23 protein-coding genes are annotated in these 23,145 nt (G+C 36.0%); 10 read left to right on the top strand and 13 right to left on the bottom strand.

All coding sequences use genetic code 11. The features are described from left to right. Positions 1 to 13: 13 nt before the first annotated feature. The 3 genes from JF73_RS08555 to JF73_RS08545 all read right to left on the bottom strand — a co-directional run bounded on the left by JF73_RS08555 (position 14) and on the right by JF73_RS08545 (position 2,274). Positions 14 to 655 carry an amino acid ABC transporter permease gene (locus JF73_RS08555; RefSeq protein ID WP_038524791.1) on the bottom strand — a complete coding sequence of 214 codons (642 nt, stop codon included), beginning with the start codon at positions 653 to 655 and terminating at the stop codon, positions 14 to 16. Between the two features lie 266 nt (positions 656 to 921). Next, complete coding sequence (locus JF73_RS08550; RefSeq protein ID WP_046327831.1) at positions 922 to 1,611, bottom strand: deoxynucleoside kinase; 690 nt, start codon at positions 1,609 to 1,611, stop codon at positions 922 to 924. Between the two features lie 12 nt (positions 1,612 to 1,623). Further along, positions 1,624 to 2,274 carry a deoxynucleoside kinase gene (locus tag JF73_RS08545; protein ID WP_038524784.1) on the bottom strand — a complete coding sequence of 217 codons (651 nt, stop codon included), beginning with the start codon at positions 2,272 to 2,274 and terminating at the stop codon, positions 1,624 to 1,626. Between the two features lie 763 nt (positions 2,275 to 3,037). Between JF73_RS08545 and JF73_RS08540 the strand changes: the two genes are divergently transcribed. Further along, a complete protein-coding gene (locus JF73_RS08540; protein WP_052727796.1) occupies positions 3,038 to 4,666 on the top strand; it encodes an ABC transporter ATP-binding protein in 1,629 nt (542 codons plus the stop codon). A gap of 233 nt (positions 4,667 to 4,899) precedes the next feature. Here the strand turns inward: JF73_RS08540 and JF73_RS08535 are convergent, their stop codons facing one another. The 6 genes from JF73_RS08535 to JF73_RS08510 all read right to left on the bottom strand — a co-directional run bounded on the left by JF73_RS08535 (position 4,900) and on the right by JF73_RS08510 (position 10,802). After that, the gene (locus JF73_RS08535; protein WP_038524779.1) at positions 4,900 to 5,412 is read right to left on the bottom strand and encodes an Asp23/Gls24 family envelope stress response protein; all 513 of its coding nucleotides are present in this window, start codon (positions 5,410 to 5,412) and stop codon (positions 4,900 to 4,902) included. Between the two features lie 24 nt (positions 5,413 to 5,436). Then, the gene (locus JF73_RS08530) at positions 5,437 to 5,619 is read right to left on the bottom strand and encodes a DUF2273 domain-containing protein (protein WP_038524776.1); all 183 of its coding nucleotides are present in this window, start codon (positions 5,617 to 5,619) and stop codon (positions 5,437 to 5,439) included. Positions 5,620 to 5,630: 11 nt separating this feature from the next. Beyond that, positions 5,631 to 6,185, bottom strand: coding sequence for an alkaline shock response membrane anchor protein AmaP (gene amaP, locus JF73_RS08525; protein ID WP_046327830.1), 555 nt, complete (start codon positions 6,183 to 6,185; stop codon positions 5,631 to 5,633). Positions 6,186 to 6,341: 156 nt separating this feature from the next. Beyond that, a complete protein-coding gene (locus JF73_RS08520) occupies positions 6,342 to 7,067 on the bottom strand; it encodes a glucosamine-6-phosphate deaminase (RefSeq protein ID WP_046327829.1) in 726 nt (241 codons plus the stop codon). A 161-nt stretch (positions 7,068 to 7,228) separates the two neighbouring features. After that, positions 7,229 to 9,574, bottom strand: coding sequence for an ABC transporter ATP-binding protein/permease (locus JF73_RS08515; protein WP_046327828.1), 2,346 nt, complete (start codon positions 9,572 to 9,574; stop codon positions 7,229 to 7,231). A gap of 136 nt (positions 9,575 to 9,710) precedes the next feature. Beyond that, a complete protein-coding gene (locus JF73_RS08510; RefSeq protein ID WP_370567560.1) occupies positions 9,711 to 10,802 on the bottom strand; it encodes a YdcF family protein in 1,092 nt (363 codons plus the stop codon). A 214-nt stretch (positions 10,803 to 11,016) separates the two neighbouring features. Between JF73_RS08510 and JF73_RS08505 the strand changes: the two genes are divergently transcribed. After that, entirely contained in the window at positions 11,017 to 11,697 is a 681-nt protein-coding gene (locus tag JF73_RS08505) for a CPBP family intramembrane glutamic endopeptidase (protein WP_257011521.1), read from the top strand. Between the two features lie 72 nt (positions 11,698 to 11,769). Here the strand turns inward: JF73_RS08505 and JF73_RS08500 are convergent, their stop codons facing one another. The 3 genes from JF73_RS08500 to cbpB all read right to left on the bottom strand — a co-directional run bounded on the left by JF73_RS08500 (position 11,770) and on the right by cbpB (position 15,096). Next, complete coding sequence (locus JF73_RS08500; RefSeq protein ID WP_046327825.1) at positions 11,770 to 13,641, bottom strand: heavy metal translocating P-type ATPase; 1,872 nt, start codon at positions 13,639 to 13,641, stop codon at positions 11,770 to 11,772. 120 nt (positions 13,642 to 13,761) lie between these two features. Beyond that, positions 13,762 to 14,331, bottom strand: coding sequence for a hypothetical protein (locus JF73_RS08495; protein ID WP_046327824.1), 570 nt, complete (start codon positions 14,329 to 14,331; stop codon positions 13,762 to 13,764). Between the two features lie 279 nt (positions 14,332 to 14,610). Further along, positions 14,611 to 15,096 carry a cyclic-di-AMP-binding protein CbpB gene (cbpB, locus tag JF73_RS08490; RefSeq protein WP_046327823.1) on the bottom strand — a complete coding sequence of 162 codons (486 nt, stop codon included), beginning with the start codon at positions 15,094 to 15,096 and terminating at the stop codon, positions 14,611 to 14,613. A 571-nt stretch (positions 15,097 to 15,667) separates the two neighbouring features. Between cbpB and JF73_RS08485 the strand changes: the two genes are divergently transcribed. The 8 genes from JF73_RS08485 to JF73_RS08450 all read left to right on the top strand — a co-directional run bounded on the left by JF73_RS08485 (position 15,668) and on the right by JF73_RS08450 (position 22,825). Continuing rightward, positions 15,668 to 15,985: a hypothetical protein gene (locus JF73_RS08485; protein ID WP_046327822.1), complete on the top strand. Its 318-nt coding sequence runs from the start codon at positions 15,668 to 15,670 to the stop codon at positions 15,983 to 15,985. A 116-nt stretch (positions 15,986 to 16,101) separates the two neighbouring features. Next, positions 16,102 to 16,254: a teichoic acid D-Ala incorporation-associated protein DltX gene (locus tag JF73_RS08480; RefSeq protein WP_038524754.1), complete on the top strand. Its 153-nt coding sequence runs from the start codon at positions 16,102 to 16,104 to the stop codon at positions 16,252 to 16,254. A 14-nt stretch (positions 16,255 to 16,268) separates the two neighbouring features. Further along, complete coding sequence (gene dltA / locus JF73_RS08475) at positions 16,269 to 17,783, top strand: D-alanine--poly(phosphoribitol) ligase subunit DltA (RefSeq protein WP_046327821.1); 1,515 nt, start codon at positions 16,269 to 16,271, stop codon at positions 17,781 to 17,783. Further along, on the top strand, positions 17,783 to 19,027 hold the full coding sequence (gene dltB / locus JF73_RS08470) for a D-alanyl-lipoteichoic acid biosynthesis protein DltB (protein WP_046327820.1): 1,245 nt from the start codon (positions 17,783 to 17,785) through the stop codon (positions 19,025 to 19,027). Before dltA ends, dltB begins: the two co-directional genes overlap by 1 nt. A 27-nt stretch (positions 19,028 to 19,054) precedes the next feature. After that, the gene (dltC, locus tag JF73_RS08465; RefSeq protein WP_038524744.1) at positions 19,055 to 19,294 is read left to right on the top strand and encodes a D-alanine--poly(phosphoribitol) ligase subunit DltC; all 240 of its coding nucleotides are present in this window, start codon (positions 19,055 to 19,057) and stop codon (positions 19,292 to 19,294) included. Next, a complete protein-coding gene (gene dltD, locus JF73_RS08460; RefSeq protein WP_046327819.1) occupies positions 19,287 to 20,594 on the top strand; it encodes a D-alanyl-lipoteichoic acid biosynthesis protein DltD in 1,308 nt (435 codons plus the stop codon). The genes dltC and dltD overlap by 8 nt, the downstream gene beginning before the upstream one ends. After that, entirely contained in the window at positions 20,594 to 21,568 is a 975-nt protein-coding gene (locus JF73_RS08455) for a serine hydrolase domain-containing protein (RefSeq protein ID WP_046327818.1), read from the top strand. Before dltD ends, JF73_RS08455 begins: the two co-directional genes overlap by 1 nt. Before the next feature lie 549 nt (positions 21,569 to 22,117). After that, the gene (locus JF73_RS08450; protein WP_046327817.1) at positions 22,118 to 22,825 is read left to right on the top strand and encodes a DUF975 family protein; all 708 of its coding nucleotides are present in this window, start codon (positions 22,118 to 22,120) and stop codon (positions 22,823 to 22,825) included. 84 nt (positions 22,826 to 22,909) lie between these two features. Here JF73_RS08450 and JF73_RS08445 read toward each other — a convergent pair. Next, positions 22,910 to 23,145: transposase (locus JF73_RS08445; protein WP_046327816.1), on the bottom strand; the 236-nt coding region annotated here is incomplete at its 5' end.

The following is a 23,145-nucleotide window of genomic DNA, read 5'->3' as shown; positions in this document are numbered from 1 at the left end:
TATTTCCTTTGCATTATTTCCATTTAGCAAAATTGTGTTCGATTTTTTTCAGTAAGAATGATGCAATACCAGTCATCATTAAATATATTATTCCTACTATTACTAATGGAACCAGTGTTACGTCTCTAGCAGTGGCGACATTACCAGCTCGTAATAGTTCTCCCAAACCGATAACATAAACCAGAGAAGTATCTTTTACTAAATTAATGACTTCGTTGCCAATAGAGGGAATAACTATTTTGCTAACCTGAGGAATAATAATGTGCGATAAAGTTTGCCAATAGCTTAGCCTTAAAACACGAGCACTTTCATATTGACCCACCGGTATTGATTGAAAGCCACCACGAAATATTTCCGCAAAATAAGCAGTGTAGTTTAAGATGAAAGCAAAAAGAGCAGCATCGTATCGTTGAAATATAATACCAATGATTGGCAGACCATAAAAAATAAAAATTAGTTGTAAAAGCAGTGGAGTTCCACGCATAATCCAAATATAGAATTTTAGTATTAAGCGCAGTGGCTTAAAGCGAGAAAGTAAACCTAAACTAACGATGATTCCCAGAGGAATAGAAACGATCAAAGTCCAAAAGAACAAGATCAAAGTCATTTTTGCGCCTGTGATTAAAGAGGGCATGATTGAGATGATATAGTCCATTTTCTTCTCCTTTGTATTTAGCTGAGACTGAGTTTAGGTTGGTAACAATAATTGTACATAATATAATTAAAAAAATATGTGAAAAAAGATATGATTTAATAATAACACAAATTTAACGCCTTATTACTTTTGATTAAACAATCTAAAGCATGTATTTGGCCAATCTGAGGCTTGATTATTAAATGACATAAAAAATAGTATAACACTAAGTGAAAAAGAACCCCTAGAGTAATAACTAGGGGTTCTTTGAGTAAGCTAACTTTTGTTTATTGTTCTTCTATTTGAATATCTGTTGGTTTGTCCCAAGAGTTAGGTAATTTACCCATTTCTTTCAGCTTGGTAACAATTTGATCTAGTACAACTTCTCTGGCATGTTCGTCAGTCATGAAGTCCAGCTTGTCACCATCAATTTCCATTTTAGGAGAATAATCGTATTTTTCGTACCATGGTTTGTAATAGCGCAAAAGCCGTTTATAGTAATCTTCCAGTGTCGCGTCATAGCTCAGCTGTTCGTATGGTCGACCACGTTTTTGGATCCTTTTAATCATGGTATCGTATGAAACATTAATGTGAACCAGCAGATCTGGATTTTTCTTTGGCATGTGCTTAAGTTCACCCATCATGTTGTTGAGAAGTTCGTAATATGTATCTACTTCTTCACTCGTTGCGCGCCCAATATCAGCGTTCATTTGGAAGAAAAGGGCATCCTCATAGATTGAACGATCAAGAACGTTGTTATCGTCAGTTAGTGCGTTTTTGATGCTACGAAAACGAGTGTTTAGGAAAAACACCTGAAGTAAGAATGCGTATTTTTTAGGATCAGCGTAAAAGAGTGGCAAAACTGGGTTATTGTCGACACTTTCGTAAAATGGTTTGGTTCCTAAATATTTAGCTAAAATACTGGTTAGACTGGATTTACCGGCTCCAATTGGCCCGCTTAAAACAATAACTGTCATCACGTTCCTTCTCTATTCTAAATTGCCTATTGCATGCAATTTGTCATCAATCTGACGTAAAACTTCTTTTTTGGCATCTTCATCGCAGATAAAATCGTATTTATCCCCGTCGATTTTAATCTTAGGAGATGCATCATAATTTTCATACCATGGTTCATAATACTTAATTAACCTGGCATAGTAGTCTTTTAAACTAGGATCAGTACTGATTTGTTCAAATGAACGTCCACGTTTTTTAATGCGTTTAAGCATAGTGTCTAAAGAAACGTGAATGTAAATCAATAAATCAGGCTTTTTGCTGGGATTACCGGGGGTATCTTCCATCATATTTTCAAGTAGACTATCATATATCTTAAATTCAGTTGGATCAGCCACTTTGCTGTCTGCATTCATTTTGAAAAAGAGTGCATCTTCATAGATTGAACGGTCTGAAACACTATTTTTTTCTCGAATTGCTTGGTTAATTTGTGCTAAACGGTGGTTAAGCAAGTAAATGTTAAGCAAAAAAGTATAGCGTTTCATGTCTTGGTAATATAAAGGAAGAACAGGATTATTATCTACTCCCTCGTAAAAAGCTTGTGTACCTAAGTGCTCAGCTAAAATACTAGTTAAACTGGATTTACCGGCTCCAATTGGCCCACTTAAAACAATAACTTGGATCACGTTCTTTCTTAAATATTAAATACAACATATAGATTCTTATCTAGTTTAATACGAGATATAGTGGTATACAAGCAAAAAGTAAATTTAAATTGTGTCTTAAAAGTCAAGTGATTTTGTATAATACAGAATAAAAAATTAAGCTTTGATAAAGTAACTAAATTGTTGCTTAAGTTAAATGTTACACGTGGAACTAAAATTAAAAATTAACAAAGCCAATTTTAAAATTCGGACTGGAAAGTCTTAATTTGCTAGGACATGTTAGCGATATTATTAGGTATCAATCCCTTTAGTCCGTACTTTAATTCTTTTAATGCTGTAATAAACAATAATTCCTGGTTTAAATTGATTTAATTATGATAGATGATTTTGCGCTTATAAAGCAGAATATTTTGCCTTTTTTCAGTCCCGAAAAATTGTTCGTAATATTTATATACTGCCGTGATAAGCCAACTCTAAACTAAAAAATTAAAAATAAATTGCATTTATGTTAGTAAAAACATAAAATGATAAGTAGATTATAAAAGAAACAGCGAATACTTCAAATAAAAAGGTATACTGATATGTTTCATGCTGTAAATGATACGACGGGCTTTTTAGGAAGAATACAAAAACTATTAAAACTTCCAATAATAATTAAATTATTTAAGAGCCTACAGCTTTGAAATAGGTCAAAGATTAATGTTCTTTGCAAACTGTTTCTCTCAAGAAGATATGTCATTTTAGTATTAACCCTGAAAATAGGGATTTAGACAGGAAGTAAATCATGGACAACACTGTAGCAAAATTTTCGCTTTGGACCTACGTTAAACGTAATTCAGGTATGTATGTCATTCTGGCTATTTTATATTTTGGGCGGAATTTAGCGCAAATTGGTGCCAGCATTTTTCAAGGTAATGCACTTACTGCTTTGACACAGCACAGTTTAAAGGGCTTTATTGTTGATACAGGTTTAAATTTGCTTAGCTGGGGCTTTTTCCTAATTTTCTTTTTTTGTAGTTCACGGTATTCCGCTGTAATTATCAGGGCTGTTGATAATTCTATTAGGAGTTCATTAGCCCATGTAATTGGTCGTCAAGAGTATGAAAGCTTTAACAACCATACGGAAGCTGACTATGTCTCTTGGTTTACTAATGATATTAACCAAATTAATCAAGATGGCTTTTTCAGTTTAGAGCAAACATATAGCAGTGCACTCTTAGGTATTATTGCCAGTGTCATCCTGCTTTCTTATCATCCACTCTTATTTGTCACCACTTTGGTTTTTGCTGTTGTTATGATTTTATTTCCCCGTCTTTTTAAGAAAAAGTTGGAGGAGTTATCGCAAAAACAAAGTAGTCAAAATGAGGTGTTAACGGCAAAGGCAACCGATGCTCTTGAGGGTTTTGTCAACCTGCTCACGCTTGGTCAACAAAAATTGCTCAATAAGATAGTTTATGCCGCATCAGATAAGGCAGGAAGGGCACGGGTTAATTATATTACGGAAATGTCCTTTTCTAATTCACTAATTAACCTGATAAGTATATCTGCTCAAACTATTTTAACCATTGAATCTGGATATCTGGCGTTTCGCAACCAGCTTCCTATCGGTGCTATTTTAATTGTTGGTTCATTGTCCGGTAACGTTTTTGGCAGCTTGACAGAAATCAGCATTGATCTAACTTCAATTCGGGCCGTGCAGCCTATTTTTGACAAGTACAATAAACTAGCTAATGCGCACAAGAAGACAGGGGACAGGGATGCTGCTCCTTTGACCCAGCAAATCGCATTTAGCGACCTTTCATTCAGCTACCCCAATAGTGATAGACCTATTTTAACGAATGTTGCCGGCAGCATTAAGCGAGGAGAACGGGTAGCTATTGTTGGACCGTCAGGCTGCGGTAAGTCGACCCTCGTAAAATTAATCGGCGGTTTGTTAACCGGCTACCAGGGATCACTTACCTGGGATGACAATGAATACCGTGAGCTTAATTTAAGTTCGCTGCACAAGCAGATTGCTTACATTGACCAATCCGCGTATATTTTTGATGGCAGCCTGCGCTATAACATCACTTTAGATCGCGAGGCAACAGACAAAGAAGTCAACGCTGCAATTACGCACGCCGGTCTCGAAGAATTTGTTGCAGATAATGCCAGCGGTCTTGACACTGTTTTAAAGCACGCCGGTAACAATATTTCAGGTGGACAAAAGCAGCGCATTGCACTAGCACGGCAACTGTTGGGTAACCCGCAAGTTATTCTGGCCGATGAAATTACCTCTGCAATCGACGAAAAAGATGGACAAAAAATCGAACAGAGTCTGCTTGATTTGGACAACATAACGTTAATCTATATTTCCCACCATTTGAGACCTGAAATCAAAAAGCAGTTTGATCAAGTAATCGAATTGGGATGATAGAATACTACATTTAATGACCTGTTAAAAAGCTGTGAAACTCTAATCTTTTAGATTATGGGCATAGTGTTTTATGCAAATGTGGCTATTACCTAAAATTCTACAGAAATAAAAAGAGGGCCTAGCTCTAAAGTTGGAGCTGGCCTTCTTTTTGCATGATATTGTAATGGTCTATTTTTAGTTACATGCCACTATATAAGTTACTTCCAATTTGTCGATTGAGATTGAAAATACTATTTAACTCTATTTTCTTTCTTCTTTTCCTCAACTTTATCTTGAGCTTTGTCTTTTTGATCGCTGATTTTATCCTTAGTGTCGTTAGCAGCACCGGTGATACGGTCCTGTAAGCTGACAGAATCTTTTTCATGCTGCTCTTTAGTTTTAATATCAACTACAGTAACGTTGACTTCAACTGTATCAAGACCGGTCATTTCTTTGACTTTTTCTTGGATCTTTTCTTTAATTTGATCATATAGTTTGGTAATGTCTACGCCATATTCTGCAACGATCTCAATATCAACGGCTACTTGCTTTTTGCCTACTTCAACATTTACACCTGAAGTGACGTCATCGCTATTAACTATTTTATCAGCAATATTTGAGAAAAAGCCGCCGTTAACTGTTAAAAGACCTTTAATGTCAGATAAGGCAATACCTACGATTTTTTGAATCACCTTTGAATCATATTTTAGATCGCCTTTAACTTCAGGTTTTGAACTTCCTTGATTTGAACTTGATTGTACCATATTGCATATACTCCTTATATTAAATTATTTATTCTGCAACATCTTTTTAAATACCGGCCAGTAATGACCAACTAAAAAGCCACAGACTAACATTACAATGACGAAAATAGTTTTGAAAAATCCCAGTACCAAAAAGCAAAATGCCAGTAACAAACCAATTACAGCACCGCTTATTTCTGGGAGGTATTTTTTATATTCTTCTTTCATCTTAACCTCCTTTATTGAACGCGCTTCTCAGGTTTAGCCCCTTTGTGATAATTGGTAAACTTGATGTTAATTTTTGGCTTTTGTTCAATTCCCAGCAACTGCTTTAGATTCTTTTTCAATTCTTCAAGGTATTCATCAAGTAGAGCAGAAATGTTTTCACCTGCACCAAGGTCACCGCCAATTTTGATTTTAATATGGCGTTTTGTTAACTTGGAACTAACTTTAGCATTATTTAGGTAAGGCAAATCAGCAAGTGAATTCATTACAAAGCTGTTGATAGCTTTTGAGGTGACTTTAACTTGACCATCACGTTTGTGAATTAGATTAAAGTATCTTTGGACTGGCCAGAATAGGATGACAAATAAACTGATAATTAGTATTATAAAGATAATTGCACTAATACCAATTAAGTACCATGTAAAGATGGGATTAAGAGAGCCTAAATGCGGTAATTTAATCCTTAAATATTTTTGCCAAAAACTGCTGGTTTCCCATAATAGGTAAACGGGAATTGGTAGCAATAATATTATGCATAGTACTAATAGCCATTTCTTAATTCTTTTCAACTTATCACCATCCTCTCAGTGTTCACCTTAATAATAATACTGATTATTTTAACAGACTAACAATATGCTCCATATATATACATTAACAGTTTGCGCTTTTTTACACACAAAAAGCGGTGCCGTAAAGCACCGCCTTTATTTCCAAAAACGAACTGATTATTTTTGATATTTAGCACTTAACTTGCTTGCTGCAGCCTGATCAACAATTACAGTGACATTTTGATGTTGTTGCAAAACTGAAGCAGGTACATCTTCTGTTACTGGACCTTCAACCATTTTAGCCACAGCATCAGCTTTATTGTCGCCAAATGCCATTACCACAATTTCTTTTGCAGACATAATGTTAGCTATTCCCATACAAATTGCAGTCTTTGGCACATCATCAATGTTATCAAAGAAACGTGAGTTAGCTTTAATAGTATTGTCTGTCAGTTTTACTTCGTGGGTAACGGAATCAAATGATGTTCCCGGTTCGTTAAAGGCAATATGTCCATTTCTACCAATGCCTAATAACTGGATATCAATTGGATTCTCTGCAATTATCTTATTGTAATCGTCTGAAGCTCCTTCAGGATCCTTGATTGCTTTAATACCATCTGGAACATAAGTCTTCTTAAATGGCTTTTCATTGAATAAGTATTTTTGCATAAAGTAATGGTAGCTTTGGTCATTGTCAGGAGCTAAACCAACATATTCATCAAGGTTGATGCTGGTTAGGTTACTCGTATCCATGTCGCTCTTAACCCATTCTTGGTATAAAGCAACAGGAGTAGAGCCAGTTGCTAAGCCAATGACTTTGGCACCATTAGCGATACTTTTTTCAAAAATTTCAAAGCCCTTTTTACTACCATTAGACTTGTCACTTGTAATAATTACTTTCATTTTATTTACGCCTCCATGTTTGTTACCTTAATTATAAATTGGTATATGCCAATTTGTCAACTGGTATAAAGTGCATTAATTACTATTTTTTAAATATAAAAAAAGTTCAATTAATGTTACATGTGAAACACACGTTAATTGAACTCATTAGCAATTATTAATTATTCACTTCTTAATGCAATTGCTGCATCCTTTTTGGCTGCCATACGCGCAGGCAAATGTCCACCAACCATTGTCAAAATAGTGGAAATAATAACTAATACCACTGCGTGCACCGGATTTAGTTGTGCCACATTAGATAGGTCCGTAATGGAGTAGAGAACAGAGTTAATCGGGAATACCAGCAGCCAGGCAATGAATACGCCTAACACGCCGGAAAAGATACCTAATATAAATGTTTCTGCATCAAAGACACGGGTGATATCTTTTTTGCGTGCACCTAAGGCCTTCAAAATACCAATTTCTTTGGTTCTTTCCAAAACAGAAGTATAAGTTAAAATTCCAATCATGATCATTGAGGTTACTAAAGAAATAGCGGCAAAAGCAACTAAGACGGTAGTAATACCATTTAGCAATCCGCCAGTCATTGAAGTTACAGCACTTGACATGTCAGTATAGATAATTTTATCTTGTTTCTTTTTGCCCTTGTTCCACTTATCTAAATAATCAAGTACTTTGTCTTTAGCATCAAAATCGTTAGGATAAATCATGATACTGGTTGGAATAGTGGAGCCACCAATTGACTGCATCATTTGCTTCTTTTCCCGTGAATTCATATTTTGACCAGTCATCACATTTTGAGTGGTTTTCTTTTGGGCTTTTACTATTGCTGAATTCTTATTTTTCTTAATAATATTTTGTGCCAGCTGATCACTGTAGGCAATTCCAGAGGATAAAAGAGCCATAGAATTTTCGTTTTTAGGTCGGATGACACCAACAATTCGGAGAGTAGTTTTACTATGTTCATACATAGAATTGCTTACTTTTTGCGGTATGAACATTCCTGTAGGCAGTTTTTGATAATAATCATCGTTAGCGACAATTTTAAATTTTTGCCCAACTAGCTTCTGGTATTTTAACCTTTCTCCTGTTTTAACTTTTAAACCAAGGTTTTTAAGGATGTTAATATTTAGCTTGTTTTTGTTGTCAGTCACTAAAACCAGGTCAGTGGACTTATCTGGCCAAACACCAGACAATAATTGGTAATTTTCTTTTAAAAAATTGTTTTTGCTTTTTCTTAGAGTAGTAGGAAAGACGGAAGAGCCCAGACCAGTGGCACTAATTGCCTGCATGCGCATCTGAGCAGCAGCCTGTGAGCCGTTTGAATCAGCGGAGATTGGTGAAAATTGCACAGGCTTAACTTTATGGTTTTTACGCGTTAAGATATTTAAATTAACGCCGCGCTGATATGAAATGCTGTTGGCATAATTAGGATTGATCTTTTTAACGTAATTAACGTATTTTTGATCAATTTTGTTTTGGTGAGTTGACTCTTGCAGCCTATCTTTTTCAATTGTGATATAGCCGTGATTTTTGACATTTTTATTAGATTCATTGCGGTCTTGCACATTGCTGGCATCCGTAGCAGTTTGATTGATGGTAACAGGATATTTAGCCAGTGCTTTGCTCATCGTCGTATCAATCTGTTTTTGAAAACCATTAGACAAAGCTAACACAACTGCAATGGAAATAATGCCGATACTTGAGGCAAAGGCGGTTAAGGTGGTTCTGCCTTTTTTAGTCATAATATTAGTAAAGCTTAATTTAATAGCATTCCAATAGGACATTTTTGTCCGCTTTAATTTAAAAGTATCTTTTTCTTTTTCAGGAGTGAAGGGGTTGGAATCATTTAAAATTTTGCCGTCTTTAAAATTGACGATTCTGGTTGCATATTCTTGAGCGAGCTCTGAATTATGGGTAACCATAACTACTAGGCGGTCTTTTGACAACTCTTTGATTAATTTCATGATTTGCTCAGAAGTTTTGGTGTCAAGAGCACCCGTAGGCTCATCACAAAGCAGAATATCAGGATCGTTTGCTAAAGCACGAGCGATAGCAACCCTCTGCATTTGCCCACCAGAAAGCTGGTTGGGGTTTTTAGAAATATGATCCTTTAATCCGACTTGCGTTAAGGCATTGACTGCCCGCTGATGTCTTTCCGCAGCCGAAACGCCAGACAGATTCATTCCTAATTCGACGTTAGCAATGATTGATAAATGTGAAATCAGATTATAATTTTGAAAAACAAAACCAACGGAATTGTTCCGATAAGCATCCCAATCGGTTTCTTTAAAATTCTTAGTGGATTTACCATTGATAACTAGATCGCCACTATCATAGCGATCAAGTCCGCCCACAACGTTTAAGAGCGTTGTTTTACCAGAACCACTAGGTCCTAATATTGCGACGAATTCCTGGTTACGAAAAGATATAGAAACATCGTCAAGTGCATGGGTGACAGTATCACCGACATGATATGATTTACGTAAATCTTTTAACTGCAGCATGTCTTTTTCTCTTTCTTTTTAATAATTAATTAATAAGAGATAGTTTAACATTTATAAAATCGCAAAGCCAAAAGAAGTTGTTTTTAAGACCAAACTTTATTTTTTCTAATGATAATAATTCTGCTAATTAAATTTTTTAATGAATAAGACCAGTTAAATCAAATAAAGCGTAAATAATGAAGAAGAGAATAATTAAGAGGATGGCAACAATGTGCCTTTTCTTTTTTAAGAGTAAAACTGCCGCAAACTCGCGCACAATAGCATTAGGTAGAAAATAAAAACGAGTATAGCAACCTACGCCATTTGCGTTTAAGCCCGCTGCTTTAGCATAAAGAGAAGCCCTGAAAATGTGATAGTTATTACTGAAAAACTTAGCTCTGTAGTCTTTACTCCCAAAATCTTTTGCTGCCACTTGGGCAGAAAATTTCATGTTTTGGAAAGTATTTTTGGAACGATCTTCAAGTAAGATTTGGTTAGGCTCAATTCCCCTTGCGATAGCGTATTCGGTCATAGCTTGGGCCTCAGAAACTTTTTCATCTCCGCCTTTACCACCGGACATGATCAGTTTAGGCATTTTTCTTCCCTTAGTAACTTGCTTTTGAGCATATTCAATGGCGCGATTAATGCGACTTGCTAATAACGGTGTAACAGTTTCACCGTGTGAAAGTCCTGCTCCTAAGACAATTAGGTAGTCTTGATCATACTGTCTTGGTACAATTTGATAAAGCGTGAGATTGACTAAAAAATCATAGGCAACAAAAAGTAAATAATCTAAGACACCAGTAGGGGCATACAAAAGAATTCTTACCCAAGAAGGCAGATTTCTAAAGGGACCAATCAATGCAATGAGCCAAATAACTATTATTCCGATACCAATAAATAAAGTTAAAAGGTTAGATAGAGTATGACTTTCCCTTTTCCATACAATGTAGGCATTCCACAAGAAAAACAGCCATGAAAAAGCCGCCATCAAAGTTATTGCCGCTATAAACAGCACTATTATAATTTCATAAGCTAATATAAGCGGCCGAATACTGGTAGATAAAATCATCACTGTCAGCCACACACCTAGCATCAGTAAAAAAATGGTAAATAAAATACCATTAAGTAATCTGCGTGGTTCTTTTAACCATGAAATTAAAAATACTGCAAAAGATGTCAGCATAATAAGCGATAGAATTATAAAAGAGCGGTTCTGGTTTAGTATTTCAAAAATTCTGATCATAATAACCTACCTTAGATGTTAAAACTAAGTCTATTATAATAAAGATGAATAAAAAGTCCTAGTAAATTAAAATATGATAAAATAATAAAGTTATTTCCCGGGAAATAATCTAGTAGGCAATATTTTGTTTCAAACTGGTTTTAATGAATTGGTAGCACATGCCACGAAAACTTGTTGTTAGCTGACTATTCTGGTTTTAATATGAAAAGGGTGCAACATGATGAAGAAAATTTTTTATTTCTTAGGCAATATAATTACTATGATTGCTGCTTTTATAATTTACAGCTTCGTACAACAATTTTACTTTTACCCTTTTAAATTAAAAAAAAGACTAGGATTAACTAGTTCTTCTTTTGTTATTCTGGTACTGGCAATTACAATTATAACTTTGTTATTAGTCTTTTTCCTGTATCGCATGCAATTAAAGCAAAGTAACAATTGGAACTACAATAGCAGGCCACATTGGAATTTCAAGAAAATATTGATTGCCATTTTAGGAACATTCATGCTGATTATAGCTAGTGCGGTCGTTCAGTTTGCTTTAGGACTGGGTCTTGAACAAACTTCCACCAATCAAAATTTGCTTGATCAAATTTCCCATCAGTCAGGTTATTTCTATCCGGTAATGGTTATTTTAGTGGGACCGATGTTTGAAGAACTCATCTTTCGGGGATTATTCTTCAATACTTTCTTTAAAGAAAATAACAAATTAAATAAGTGGCTGGGGATAATTCTAAGTGGTTTTATTTTTGGCTATGTTCATGATCCCGGACTAACTAAATACATATTAGTTTATTGGGCACTAGGGTGTGTATTAGCATGGGTCTACACTACCACCAGAGATCTGCGCTATTCAATGCTGTCACACATGCTTTTTAATTCGCTAGGTTTTGTATAAAAAAGCCTGATAAGTTTGCATCAGATATTAAATGCAATTTATCAGGCTTTTTAGTTGAAAACATTTTAAAATTTACTTAGAGGTTTTAATGCCGGTTTGTGCAGGATTTTTAGGAGTGGTTTTTGCTAATAGCGCAAGGCTGATCGAAATCATATCAACAACTTCCTGTAGAATTGCTCCCCAAAAAGCAGGAATAATACCGGTAAAGGCAATCAATTCGATAATAACTACAATTGTAATAGCGGTTAAAACATCAATGTTAGCAACTTTCATAGTATGCTTGGATATTGCTACTGCATCATTAATTTTTGATAAATCATTAACCATAATGATAGCATCCGCACTTTCACTGGCAGCAGAAGCACCTTTTGCTCCCATAGCAATACCAACATCAGCAGCTGACAAACTAGGTGCATCGTTGATACCATCACCCGTCATTACTACGGGTCTATCTTCATTTTTGACATCTCTAATAGCAGCAATTTTTTCTGCTGGTAATAAGTCGTAACGGATATCAGTAACACCTACAGACTGACCAATTTTATCAGCGACATCTTTATGATCTCCGGTTAGCATCATGATATGAGCACCGCTTTGACGTTTCAAGCGTGCTATTGTTTCTGCACTTTCCGGACGAACTTGATCTTTAAAGGTAATGCAACCAGCATATTCGTTGTCAATGGAAATGTAAACAGCAGTAGCGTTGACTGGAACAGTTGTCGTTTCAGGGCTAACATATTGTAATTTACCAACTTTGACTAAATGATTTTCTACCATGCCACTGATTCCTTGACCGGTAGCTTCTTTAATATCTGTTGCTGGTTTTAAAAGTTTTTTATCAGCTACATTTACTAATGAATTGGCAATAATGTGGCTAGACTGTTGTTCTACACTTGTAGCATAGCTTTGCAAAGTTTCTGGACTAAAAGCAGCACCCTTATTTGCTGGGATGATTTTATCAATTACCAGCTGGTTTTCTGTTAGTGTGCCAGTTTTGTCAAACGCAAATGTTTTAGCCGTAGCTAATTTTTCTAAAGTAGGACCAGACTTAACTATGATGTGGTGTTTTGACATTGAGCTCATACCTGATACTAAGGCTACAGGTGCAGCTATTAATAAAGGGCAAGGTGAGGCAACAACCATAACTTCTGCAAAGTTAACAGGATTGCCAGAATGAATCCAGGCAGCAATTCCGATTACCAAGGAAATAATAGTAAAAGGCACAGCGTAACGGTCAGCCATTTTAACAAATTTTGCTGGTTGTGCTTGTGAAGATTCAACTAGTGAAACAATTGTTTGATATTCTGAATCACTGGCTTTTTTAGTAACGGTCATTTCTACCGCAACACTACCATTAATTGAGCCTGACATTAGCTCATCACCAATTTTTTTATTAACAGGTACTGATTCTCCTGTTAATGATGACTGGTCAAAATTTGATTCTCCGCTAACTACTTTACCATCAACTGGAACTTGTTCGCCCGGCTTAATCAGAACGTGATCTCCAATTGTTAACTGGTCAACATCAACAGAAACCAATTCTTTATTAACTATTTTATTGGCAATTGTTGGAGAATTGCTTAAAAGGGAGCGCAATTCTTTATCTGCTTGACCAGTGGCATAATCTTCCAGTGTTTGACCACCTGTCATCATGACCAAGATCATCCATTCGGCCCAAATATCTCCAATTAGTATTGTAGAAACGACAGCAATCACGGCTAAAATGTCAACACCATAACGCCCTGACTTAAAGTCGCTAGCAATTTCACATAATAAAGAAATTGCCATCATAATACCGATAATATCAATCAAAATTGCTTGAATGGGGAACTGTAAACTGCCTAACTGAAACAGGCTTTTTGCTTTCAAACCAAATTGGCAAAACAAACCAATAATTCCAACGACTAACACCAGGATAAATTTCCATTGACGTTTTAAACTCATTAATTGCTTCCTCCTAAAATAGTATAATTTTTATTTTAACACTAATTTAGAATAAGTCTAAATTAGAATATAATTTTTAGCATAAAAAAAGAAGGTGGAGAACTAAACACCTTCATTAATTTAATAATCTTTAAGTTTAATAATCTTATTGAATTGCTTACTTTGTTTATTTTGTTTTGAGTTAGTTTCAAGATGAAGATTTTTTGAAGATTTTTTATCGTCATCATTTATTGGGGTGATTTGAAAGATTTTCGTTCTGCCGATAGAATCAATTATGTCAGAAGAAGACATGGTAATAAAGTTGTCATTATCACCGTAATCATCGGTTTCAGCAAAGTAGTGGTCAATTTTCTCTATTCCTTTTTCCGAAAAGTGTTCTTCACGTGCCAAGTCTAGCAAAAGAGCATGCAACCGGGTAGCTGATACTAATTCATGCTGCAAGATCATAAAGATCCAAGAAAAGTTTGAATCCACTGATTTGAATCTTTTACTTACCTTATCTCTATAAAAAGCCTCAGTAATTTTTGTTACTTCATCCATATTTTTTGAATTTGCGGTCAGTTCTTTTAGCTGAGCAACCAATTCAGACCGCTCTTTTAACGATAATTCTTGACCATTAGGATAAGTCCAGTTTTTAATAATTGCGCTTACCAAAAAAGTTAGTTGCTCAGAAATCATTTTACTTGCCATATTAGTGTTCTTCTTTTCCAAATACTTTAGGATTACCAATAAAACTTATTAACTAATTTAGCAAAGTGTTATTTATTTCCTAATTAAAATTCAGAATATCTGTAATTGTGTATATATTTAAAAATACATACTAAAAATGATTGAAATTTTAATAGCATATCAACCAAATAGCCATATAAGGAAATAACAACACGTTGTTCCCTGCTACTTTTTATTATAGTCTAGTTTAGAATAAAGTACACTAAAAAGTAATAAATAATCATAAATTAACAGTATATTTTATAATCGTTTGCTTTTATTAATAGGAGTAACTTGATACTTGCTTTCAAAATTGTGGGCAATGTAATTAAAAGCCTTAATCCATTCTCTTCGAGTTAACAGCCCTTGAAAAACGCCATAATCATCAACAACGGGTAGAAAGGCGTTGTTAACAAGTAAGTGCAATTGCGTTTCTAAAGTCGTTTGCACAAAGTTAATTTTGTCAAATTTTGTCTGCATGACATCGCGCACTTGCAATTTATTTAATGGTTCAAGTGAGATGTTGTCTGTTTCCATCATTTTATCTGTAATCATTGCCAAACTTAAAAGTCCAACAACGCGGCTTTGACGGTCAAGAACCGGAATTTTTGAATATTTGACACGCGTCAGAATCATAAATGCGTGATATAAAGGGTTGTCGTCTTCAACAAAAGCGATGCGAGAGGCAGGAATAATGAAAGAACCTGATTTTTCTTCCAATAAGTGTTTGATTGTGGGTGAAAACATTAAATATAAACCTTTCATCATGAAAAATAATAATTGTTCAAATTTAATCCTATAACAAAGAAAAAAGGCCCGCAAGATCTGCGGGCCTGTTAGTTTTCATCTACTTTGAAGGAGTAAGAATGAATGAAATAAAAAAGTGGGAGTATGTAGTAAGTTTTGCTTTCGCTTACTACATAAAAAATAATATCTCTAAAATATGAAGTTAAGTTAGAAAATCTCTTATAAAAGGGTAAAGAATTTCTTTAGAACTGTTTAAGACCATAGAAAAACTCACGTAACGCACGTGAGTCGAAAGGGATAGATATGAAAATGACCTGTAAAGTCATTTCGGTTTTTTCATTATTATACTTGGAGGAGTATGAATGAAAAACAAAAAGTTGAGTGTGATATAAGAAAAAAGCAAATGTTTCCTATATCACATTTTCAGTATAACTATAAAATGTGAAAAAAGTATGACGAAAGTAGGAAAAATGCAAATTTTAGATTACTGCAAAATTGTTTGTTACAAGTCTCATTGCTATAATTGGACTTACTTTATTTCAAATAATAGAATTAAAGCCTAAGGAGAAATATGAAAAAGCAAGATTACCGTAAAAAAATTACTTTCTGGTTACGTTTTTCAGGTTGGTTTTGTTTACTACCAGCATCCAACTTGTTATTGTTCTACCAGCGAATTGGTCAAAGTCCCTTGAGATATCTCTTTTTAGCGGAATTGGTTTTCACAATTTTGTTTGCAGCTTATATCCTGACAACTGCGTTAAGTGAGCGCTGGCTTGAAGACAAGAATATTTTTATTCTGATAATTATCGCACTGTTATTTGGACCGGTTATTGTGGCAATTCCTCTAGGTTTTGCATATCACGCTTGCCGTAAACTGAATAGCGAATAGTATTAGGAAAATATTTAAATTTGGTAAAAGTTGATGACGATTTTTTTAGTTGGAAATCTTTAGTAGTACTATATTCGATAGTACATTTTATTGATATTTGAAAGAGATCTGAAATTATGGCTAAAAAAGAAAAAACTGATTCACGTGGTAAACGTGTGGGTAAGTTTATTTTGACGACAATTATCTATTGCGTCATTTTACTGGTACTAATCTATTTGTATCAATACAGCGGCCTTACTTCCGTTCACTTTATTTATAATGAATTTTAAGATGGTACGTTAATATGATTAAAAATGTAATTGAAAAAATTGATGAAGTTGCCCAAAAAGAACCTGAGCGTATAGCCTATGATTATTTGGGTAAAACCAATACCTATGGTGATTTAAAAAAGCGTTCAGATGAGTGGGCACATAAAATTGCCAATTTAGGTCTTTCGCCTCAAAGCCCAGTTATGATCTGGGGCGGCCAAGACTTCGAAATTGTTGCCAGTTTTTTGGGTTGTGTCAAGTCGGGGCATGCTTATATTCCCATTGCCAGTTACTCTAATGCTGAACGGATAGTTATGATCCAAGATGTTTCCCGCGCTGAAGCGCTTCTAGCGATTGACGATCTGCCTGAAATTGATTTACCACCTATTAAAGTAGTGCATCCTGTTGATGTAGAAAAAGGAGACTTTGAATCTGACCCTGCGAACTTTGTTCAAGGTGATGACAACTTCTACATCATTTTTACTTCAGGCACCGGTGGCAAGCCTAAAGGGGTGCAAATTAGTCATAATAATCTGCTTAGCTTTATCAATTGGGAAATGACGGATTTTGATCTGCCAGAGCATCCAGCATTTTTATCCCAAGCGCCATATTCATTTGATCTTTCAGTGATGAGTCTTTATCCCGCTTTAGTTGGGGCAGGGAAGTTAGTTGCTCTGCCACATGAAGTCACGCAAAATTTTGCCCAGTTGTTTCAGACGCTGCCCAATTTGCAATTTAACGTCTGGGTTTCGACACCTTCATTTGCGCAAATGTGTTTTCTGGATAAAACTTTTGACGAAAAGCACCATCCAAACCTGACTCATTTCATGTTTTGCGGTGAAGAACTGCCACATAACGAAGTGGTAATGTTAAAAAAGAAATTTCCCCAGACGCGTATTTTTAACACTTACGGGCCAACTGAAACTACGGTCGCAGTCACTCAAGTAGAAATTACTGATGCTGTTTTAAAAAAATATGACCGTCTGCCTATAGGCAAAGTTAAAGCTGATACCAAAATTACCATTGATAAAACTAAGGGCGATCAACCGGATGAAGGTGAGATTATCATTACCGGGCCGAGTACTTCGAAGGGTTATATGAATAATCCTGCAAAAACTGCTAAGGCTTTCTTTAAAAAACCGGGTGATCAATATCTGAGTCACCGTTCAGGTGATGAGGGTTTCTTTGATCACGACATGCTCTTTTATCGGGGCAGAATTGATTTTCAGATCAAGTTTAACGGCTACCGTATTGAACTGGAAGAAATTAACCATTATATCGGGATGAATGAGTTGGTTGATCACGGGGTAGCCGCACCTAAATACAACCAAGATCATACGGTCAAGCAAATCGTCGCCGAAATTAAGCTGAAAGATGGTGTGAAAGACCGCTATTCTGAAGCAGAAATCACTAAGATGATTAGAGCAGATTTGACTAAAAATTTGATGCCGTACATGATTCCGCAGCGCTATGTTTACCGTGAAACATTACCTGTCTCTCAAAATGGAAAGGTTGATATTAAAGCGGTTATCAAGGAGGTTAACGAGTAGTGAATTTTAATTTCATTAACTTGCAGCCGTACTCTAATCCGCATTACTTTGTGTATTTGTTGATTGGTTTAATTCCAATCATTATTGGGCTGTATTGGGGACGCCGCTTAAAAATCTATGAAGTTGTGTTCTCATTAGTTTTTCTTTTTCTTATTTTTGATGCGGAAAAGTGGCAACAGGGTGTTAGTTTGATTATCTACGTTCTGTTTCAGTTGCTAGTCACCTACGGCTACCTTTATTATCGGAGGCGCAAAAATAGTCAAAATAAAACCTGGGTTTTCTATCTGGCCGTCATTTTAGCAATTGTGCCTCTGATTTTAGTTAAAGTGCAAACTGCTTTTCCGCAAGCTAAGATACCCGGCGTTTTGGCATTTTTGGGCATCTCTTACCTAACTTTTAAGACTGTTCAAGTTGTAATGGAGGTCCGCGATGGTGCCATTAAAGAGCTTAATCTCGGAACGTATCTACGCTTTCTCTTATTCTTTCCCACTATTTCATCGGGCCCAATTGATCGCTACCGTAGGTTTGCTAAGGAATGTGATATGGCTCCTAAACGCAGCGAATATCTGACTGATTTAGAACTAGCGACACGTTATTTGTTTCAAGGCTTCTTATATAAATTTGTCTTGGGCTGGTTCTTTGGTACCCACTGGCTACCTAGAATTACGCGAGCAGCAATGATAACAGGTACGGCTAATGGCGGTTTGAAACTGTCGTGGTGGGTAGTCGCCTACATGTACTGCTACAGTATGTATTTATTCTTTGACTTTGCGGGCTATTCCTTGTTTGCAGTGTCGATTTCCTATTTTATGGGCATTCACACTCCAATGAACTTTAATAAGCCGTTTATTGCGCAAAACATCAAAGAATTCTGGAATCGGTGGCACATGACCTTGTCCTTCTGGTTCCGCGACTACATCTATATGCGGTTTACCTTCTTTGCGATGAAGAAAAAGCTGTTCAAGAATCCCGTTAGACTATCTCAAGCAGCTTATCTGTTATTATTCTTAGTGATGGGTTTCTGGCATGGATTAACCTGGTACTACATTGTTTACGGCTTATTCCATGCTTTCGCTATCATCATCAATGATTGTTGGTTGCGGTTTAAAAAGAAGCACAAAGATAAATTGCCATCGAACAAATATACGAAATGGCTGGCAATTTTTGTTACTTTTAATGTTGTTTGTTTCAGTTTCCTGATTTTTTCAGGGTTCCTCAGTCAATTATGGTTTGGCTGGAAATAAGCAGTGAATTATTAAGGAGTTTTTATCATGGATACCAAAAAAGAAGTTTTAGCAATTTTACAAGATTTAACTGGTGAAGATTTAACAGACAGAATGGATGAAAATATTTTTGCCAACGGTTTAATGGATTCAATGGCCAGTGTGCAAATGTTGTTAAATTTGCAGGAAAAATTCCAAATTGATGTACCTGTTTCTGAATTTGACAGAAATGAATGGGACACGCCTAATAAAATTGTGGCAAAGGTGGAAAATTTAGAAAATGAGTAACAAACGCCGGCTGTGGCAGATTTTTGGCCCGGTACTTTGCGCTGCAGTCCTGTTACTGGTCATCTTTTTATTGCCGTGGGAGCGGACTTTTTCGCAAGGTGCGATCTATCAAGCTGCGAATTCGCAGACCACGACCATTTTTAAGGGCTCCTTAATGAAACAAGATGCTTATAAAGAGGGTTATGTGCCTTTTTATGGTTCAAGTGAATTGTCCCGGCTTGATCCGCTGCATCCCAGTGTAATTGCGCAAAAATATCACCGCGATTACCGGCCATTTTTGTTAGGTGGGCCAGGTAGCCAATCCTTAGCGCACTTTTTGGAAATGCAGAGCACGCACGAGCAGCTTAAGGGCAAAAAGGCCGTGGTCATTGTTTCACCGCAATGGTTTACCAAGATGGGGCAAAATCCCGATGCCTTCGCGCTGTATTATTCACCACTACAAGCCTGTAATTTTCTGTTAGAGATTAAAAAAGATACACCGACAAACCGCTATGCAGCTAAGCGTTTCTTGCAAATGCCAGAAGTGAATAGTTTTGTCAGGCAGGGGATGAAAAGAGTTGCTCACGGGCAAAAGCTGACCGGTTTTCAACGTTTTTATCTCGAAAACCAGCGGCGCATACTTAACAATGAAGATAAGTTTTTCAGTACCTTTCAGTTGCGTGACCGTATCAAAAAAATTAACGATCGGGCTAAGCTGTTACCAGCTACCTATTCAGTTAAAGCTTTAAATAAAGTGGCAAGTGAGCAGGCTGCTATAAACACCAATTCTAATAATTTTGGTATTAATAATCGTTTTTATAAGAAGCGCTTAAATAAGAGAGTACTAGCTAAATTAAAAAATAGTCAGCGTCATTTTAATTACACCAAATCGGTGGAATACAGTGATTTTGAATTGATGTTGCATCAGTTTGCCAAGCAGCATACCAATGTGTTGTTTATTATCCCGCCGATTAATGAAAAATGGTCTAATTATACGGGCTTATCGCAGGAAATGTACCAAAAGGCCGTTTCTAAAATTAAATACCAGCTGGCGAGCCAAGGTTTTGATAACGTCACTGACTTATCCAAACGTGGTGGTGAACAGTATTTCATGGAAGATACTATTCATATAGGCTGGCGCGGCTGGGTAGCTGTTGACCAGGCAGTAAAGCCGTTTATGGCGCAAGCCGATATTCCACGTAATTATAATATTCATAATTACTTTTACAGTCGCAAGTGGCAGAATAAGCCATATCAGATTAGTTTAACTAATGAAAATCCATTAAAAAGCAATTCAAAAGAATCTTTAAAAGGCAAGTAGTGCGCCAGCAAGTTGATGCCCTGGGAATTAAAGGCTCAATTCTAGTCATTAAAAATGGCAAAATTATGCTTAACTATGCTTTAGGCAATAATACTGACACTAGTTATTTAATCAATTCTGTGCAGAAGTCTATGACTGCTGCAATCGTTATGCGTTTGGTACAAGAAGGCAAGTTAAGTTTGCAGGATAAGCTTAGTCAATTTTATCCCCAAATTCCGGGCGCGAATAAGGTTAAAATAAAAAACCTGCTGGCAATGACAGCAGGACTGGATCTCAAACCGGGAACAAAGTTAGGACGCAAGCATTTTATCTCAGATAGCGATAATATTCGTTGTGATGCGGCTAAAACTATTTTTGAGCCACATCTATTGAATAAATGGCACTATAGTTCACTCAACTACGTGTATCTTTGCGGAATAGCCAGTCAGATAACTAAGAAAAGTTATGAACGGCTATTTCGTCAAACTTATGTTAGGCCTTTAAGGCTGAGACAGACCGAGTTTTTATGGTCTAAACCGGGAAAAATAATTGCCAGTCACCTAGTACCGGGAATGATTTACCGCAAGGGTCGTTATGATGTGGTTAAGCATAAGGCTGCTTTAAAAGACGCCCATAATGAATTGGGTGCAGGATCGGTAGTGATGTCTAATCATGATTTGGCCAAAGTAATTCATTATCTCCTGGTGGGCAAATTACTGACTAAAAAGAGTCGTATGCTGCTATATCGGGCCGGACCACCTGCTTATTATAATGGCGGTTTTTATAATAATAATAAGCTGCAAACTAAAACAGCTAACGGTGCTGGGCAGGGATATTATACTTTTATGCGCAGCACCAATAATGCTCAAACAATATTAATTATTCAGTCAAATAAAACCCGTGAAGGCGAGTTTGACCAGCTAAAAGGGCAAATCAATCAAATTATGCTAGAACTGCTTGGCCGTAAGGCTAGAAGTGCAAATATGTTTGGTTAAAACTTGTTTTTTATATAATTGCATGCTAAAATTCTGTTGTGTCGCCATAGGAAGTAATCATTTTCTCCGGTAGCGAAAATGTAAATTTCTTTAATGTGGTCAGTAATGACGGCACAAACACTGTGTGAGCTTAGTTCCGATGTTGGTGGAACTAGGCTTTTTGTATGCCTCAAAATATTGATAAATAAAGTCATAATATTTTTTTAAAGTAAAGACGCAGTTTTAGCAGCACTCTGCAACGTGAAATGTGCAGATAAACCAGCCGTAAATACTGGGAGCTGTGAAGATTGGCTCCCAAGCCAAAACAAACTGCAGATATTAATCATGCAGGTAAAAAACTCGTTAGCCTAAAGCAACCAGCATAAAAAGCATATAGATAAAGATAATGAATAAAAATTAGTTTTTATAATGTGGGTATTAAATCAATACAGGCATAGTATTAGCATAGATTAAATACTGATAAATCTATGCTTTTTGGTATATTTTTTGCTAAATATTACTAATGAAGTGTAAAATAAAATTAATATATATTAGGTAAGGAGATAGGTTATGACTAGAGCAGAATTAAAAGCAGAAGCCAAAAACCAGTTACGGCATAATTGGGGCTGGGCAATTTCTGTTGGTATAGTAATGACTGTGTTCGTTGGTATCTTTTTTGGTAAACCCGTGTTTGATACCACTGTAAGAACTATGAATAATATGAATGACGCTATGGGTAGCGGTTCGCTTGATTCAGTATTTAAGCCCGGAGTTTGGGCTGGACAATTAGGTATTAACACAGGAGTAAACTTTCTCGGCAGCTTTTTCCTATTGAGTTTAGTGGTGACGTTCTTGCACTTTACCCGTGGGGAAAGGATGGGCTTTTTCAAGAGCATTTTTTCTGTTTTTATGGATAGTCGTTTTGTGCCCGAGTTTCTGAACTTTCTGTTAAGCTATATTTTTCAATTTTTATGGTCCTTGTTGCTGGTAATTCCTGGTCTGATAAAATCTTATTCCTATGCTATGACACCCTATATAGTTAATGATTTAGTGGAAAGTGGACAAGAAGTGCATGCAACCACTGCCATAACAGCAAGTCGGCAATTGATGGATGGGCATAAATGGGAATTATTTGTGTTGAACTTAAGCTTTATTGGCTGGTACATTCTTTCCGTTATTACTTTCGGCATTGGTTATATCTGGCTATTGCCATATGAACAGACGACAAAAGCCAACTTTTACCGTAATTTAGCTGGTGATCAGTTTTTGAAAAAGTAATCAGCAATAATAAATAAAAAGAGCGAGATTATTAAAAAAATGGCTCTTTGTCAAATCCTGTTGATAGAGCTTAAATGAATAGAATCAAGCAGCTAATAAACTGCTTGGTTCTTTTTCTTTTACCTTGTTTTCTGCTAATCTAATCCTGGTTAGCAGATTGTGGAAGTTGGCGTAGCCAAAAGCTGTGCGCTCAATTTGTTTAATCTTGCGATTGAAGCCCTCTAAGCAGCCGTTGGAATAATTCAATGTTATCCCGTTAATTACTGCTTTCAGGTTATGCTTAAAAGTTAACAGGGTTTGATGCATTTGCCAGCCAACTT

The sequence above is a fragment of the Lactobacillus helsingborgensis genome, from assembly GCF_000970855.1.
Taxonomy (GTDB): Bacteria; Bacillota; Bacilli; order Lactobacillales; family Lactobacillaceae; genus Lactobacillus; species Lactobacillus helsingborgensis.
Note: the sequence above shows the minus strand (reverse complement) of the source record. Positions and strands in the feature narration are given on the sequence as shown.

Coding starts and splice junctions, on each gene's coding strand:
- JF73_RS08495 (WP_046327824.1), bottom strand. CDS start 14,331: ATGGCAAGTAAAATGATTTCTGAGCAACTAACTTTTTTGGTAAGCGCA.
- JF73_RS08535 (WP_038524779.1), bottom strand. CDS start 5,412: ATGGTACAATCAAGTTCAAATCAAGGAAGTTCAAAACCTGAAGTTAAA.
- JF73_RS08450 (WP_046327817.1), top strand. CDS start 22,118: ATGACTAGAGCAGAATTAAAAGCAGAAGCCAAAAACCAGTTACGGCAT.
- JF73_RS08555 (WP_038524791.1), bottom strand. CDS start 655: ATGGACTATATCATCTCAATCATGCCCTCTTTAATCACAGGCGCAAAA.
- cbpB (WP_046327823.1), bottom strand. CDS start 15,096: ATGTTTTCACCCACAATCAAACACTTATTGGAAGAAAAATCAGGTTCT.
- JF73_RS08520 (WP_046327829.1), bottom strand. CDS start 7,067: ATGAAAGTAATTATTACAAGTGACAAGTCTAATGGTAGTAAAAAGGGC.
- JF73_RS08540 (WP_052727796.1), top strand. CDS start 3,038: ATGGACAACACTGTAGCAAAATTTTCGCTTTGGACCTACGTTAAACGT.
- JF73_RS08550 (WP_046327831.1), bottom strand. CDS start 1,611: ATGACAGTTATTGTTTTAAGCGGGCCAATTGGAGCCGGTAAATCCAGT.
- JF73_RS08500 (WP_046327825.1), bottom strand. CDS start 13,641: ATGAGTTTAAAACGTCAATGGAAATTTATCCTGGTGTTAGTCGTTGGA.
- dltC (WP_038524744.1), top strand. CDS start 19,055: ATGGATACCAAAAAAGAAGTTTTAGCAATTTTACAAGATTTAACTGGT.
- JF73_RS08480 (WP_038524754.1), top strand. CDS start 16,102: ATGGCTAAAAAAGAAAAAACTGATTCACGTGGTAAACGTGTGGGTAAG.
- JF73_RS08485 (WP_046327822.1), top strand. CDS start 15,668: ATGAAAAAGCAAGATTACCGTAAAAAAATTACTTTCTGGTTACGTTTT.
- JF73_RS08505 (WP_257011521.1), top strand. CDS start 11,017: ATGATGAAGAAAATTTTTTATTTCTTAGGCAATATAATTACTATGATT.
- dltD (WP_046327819.1), top strand. CDS start 19,287: ATGAGTAACAAACGCCGGCTGTGGCAGATTTTTGGCCCGGTACTTTGC.
- dltA (WP_046327821.1), top strand. CDS start 16,269: ATGATTAAAAATGTAATTGAAAAAATTGATGAAGTTGCCCAAAAAGAA.
- JF73_RS08515 (WP_046327828.1), bottom strand. CDS start 9,574: ATGCTGCAGTTAAAAGATTTACGTAAATCATATCATGTCGGTGATACT.
- JF73_RS08530 (WP_038524776.1), bottom strand. CDS start 5,619: ATGAAAGAAGAATATAAAAAATACCTCCCAGAAATAAGCGGTGCTGTA.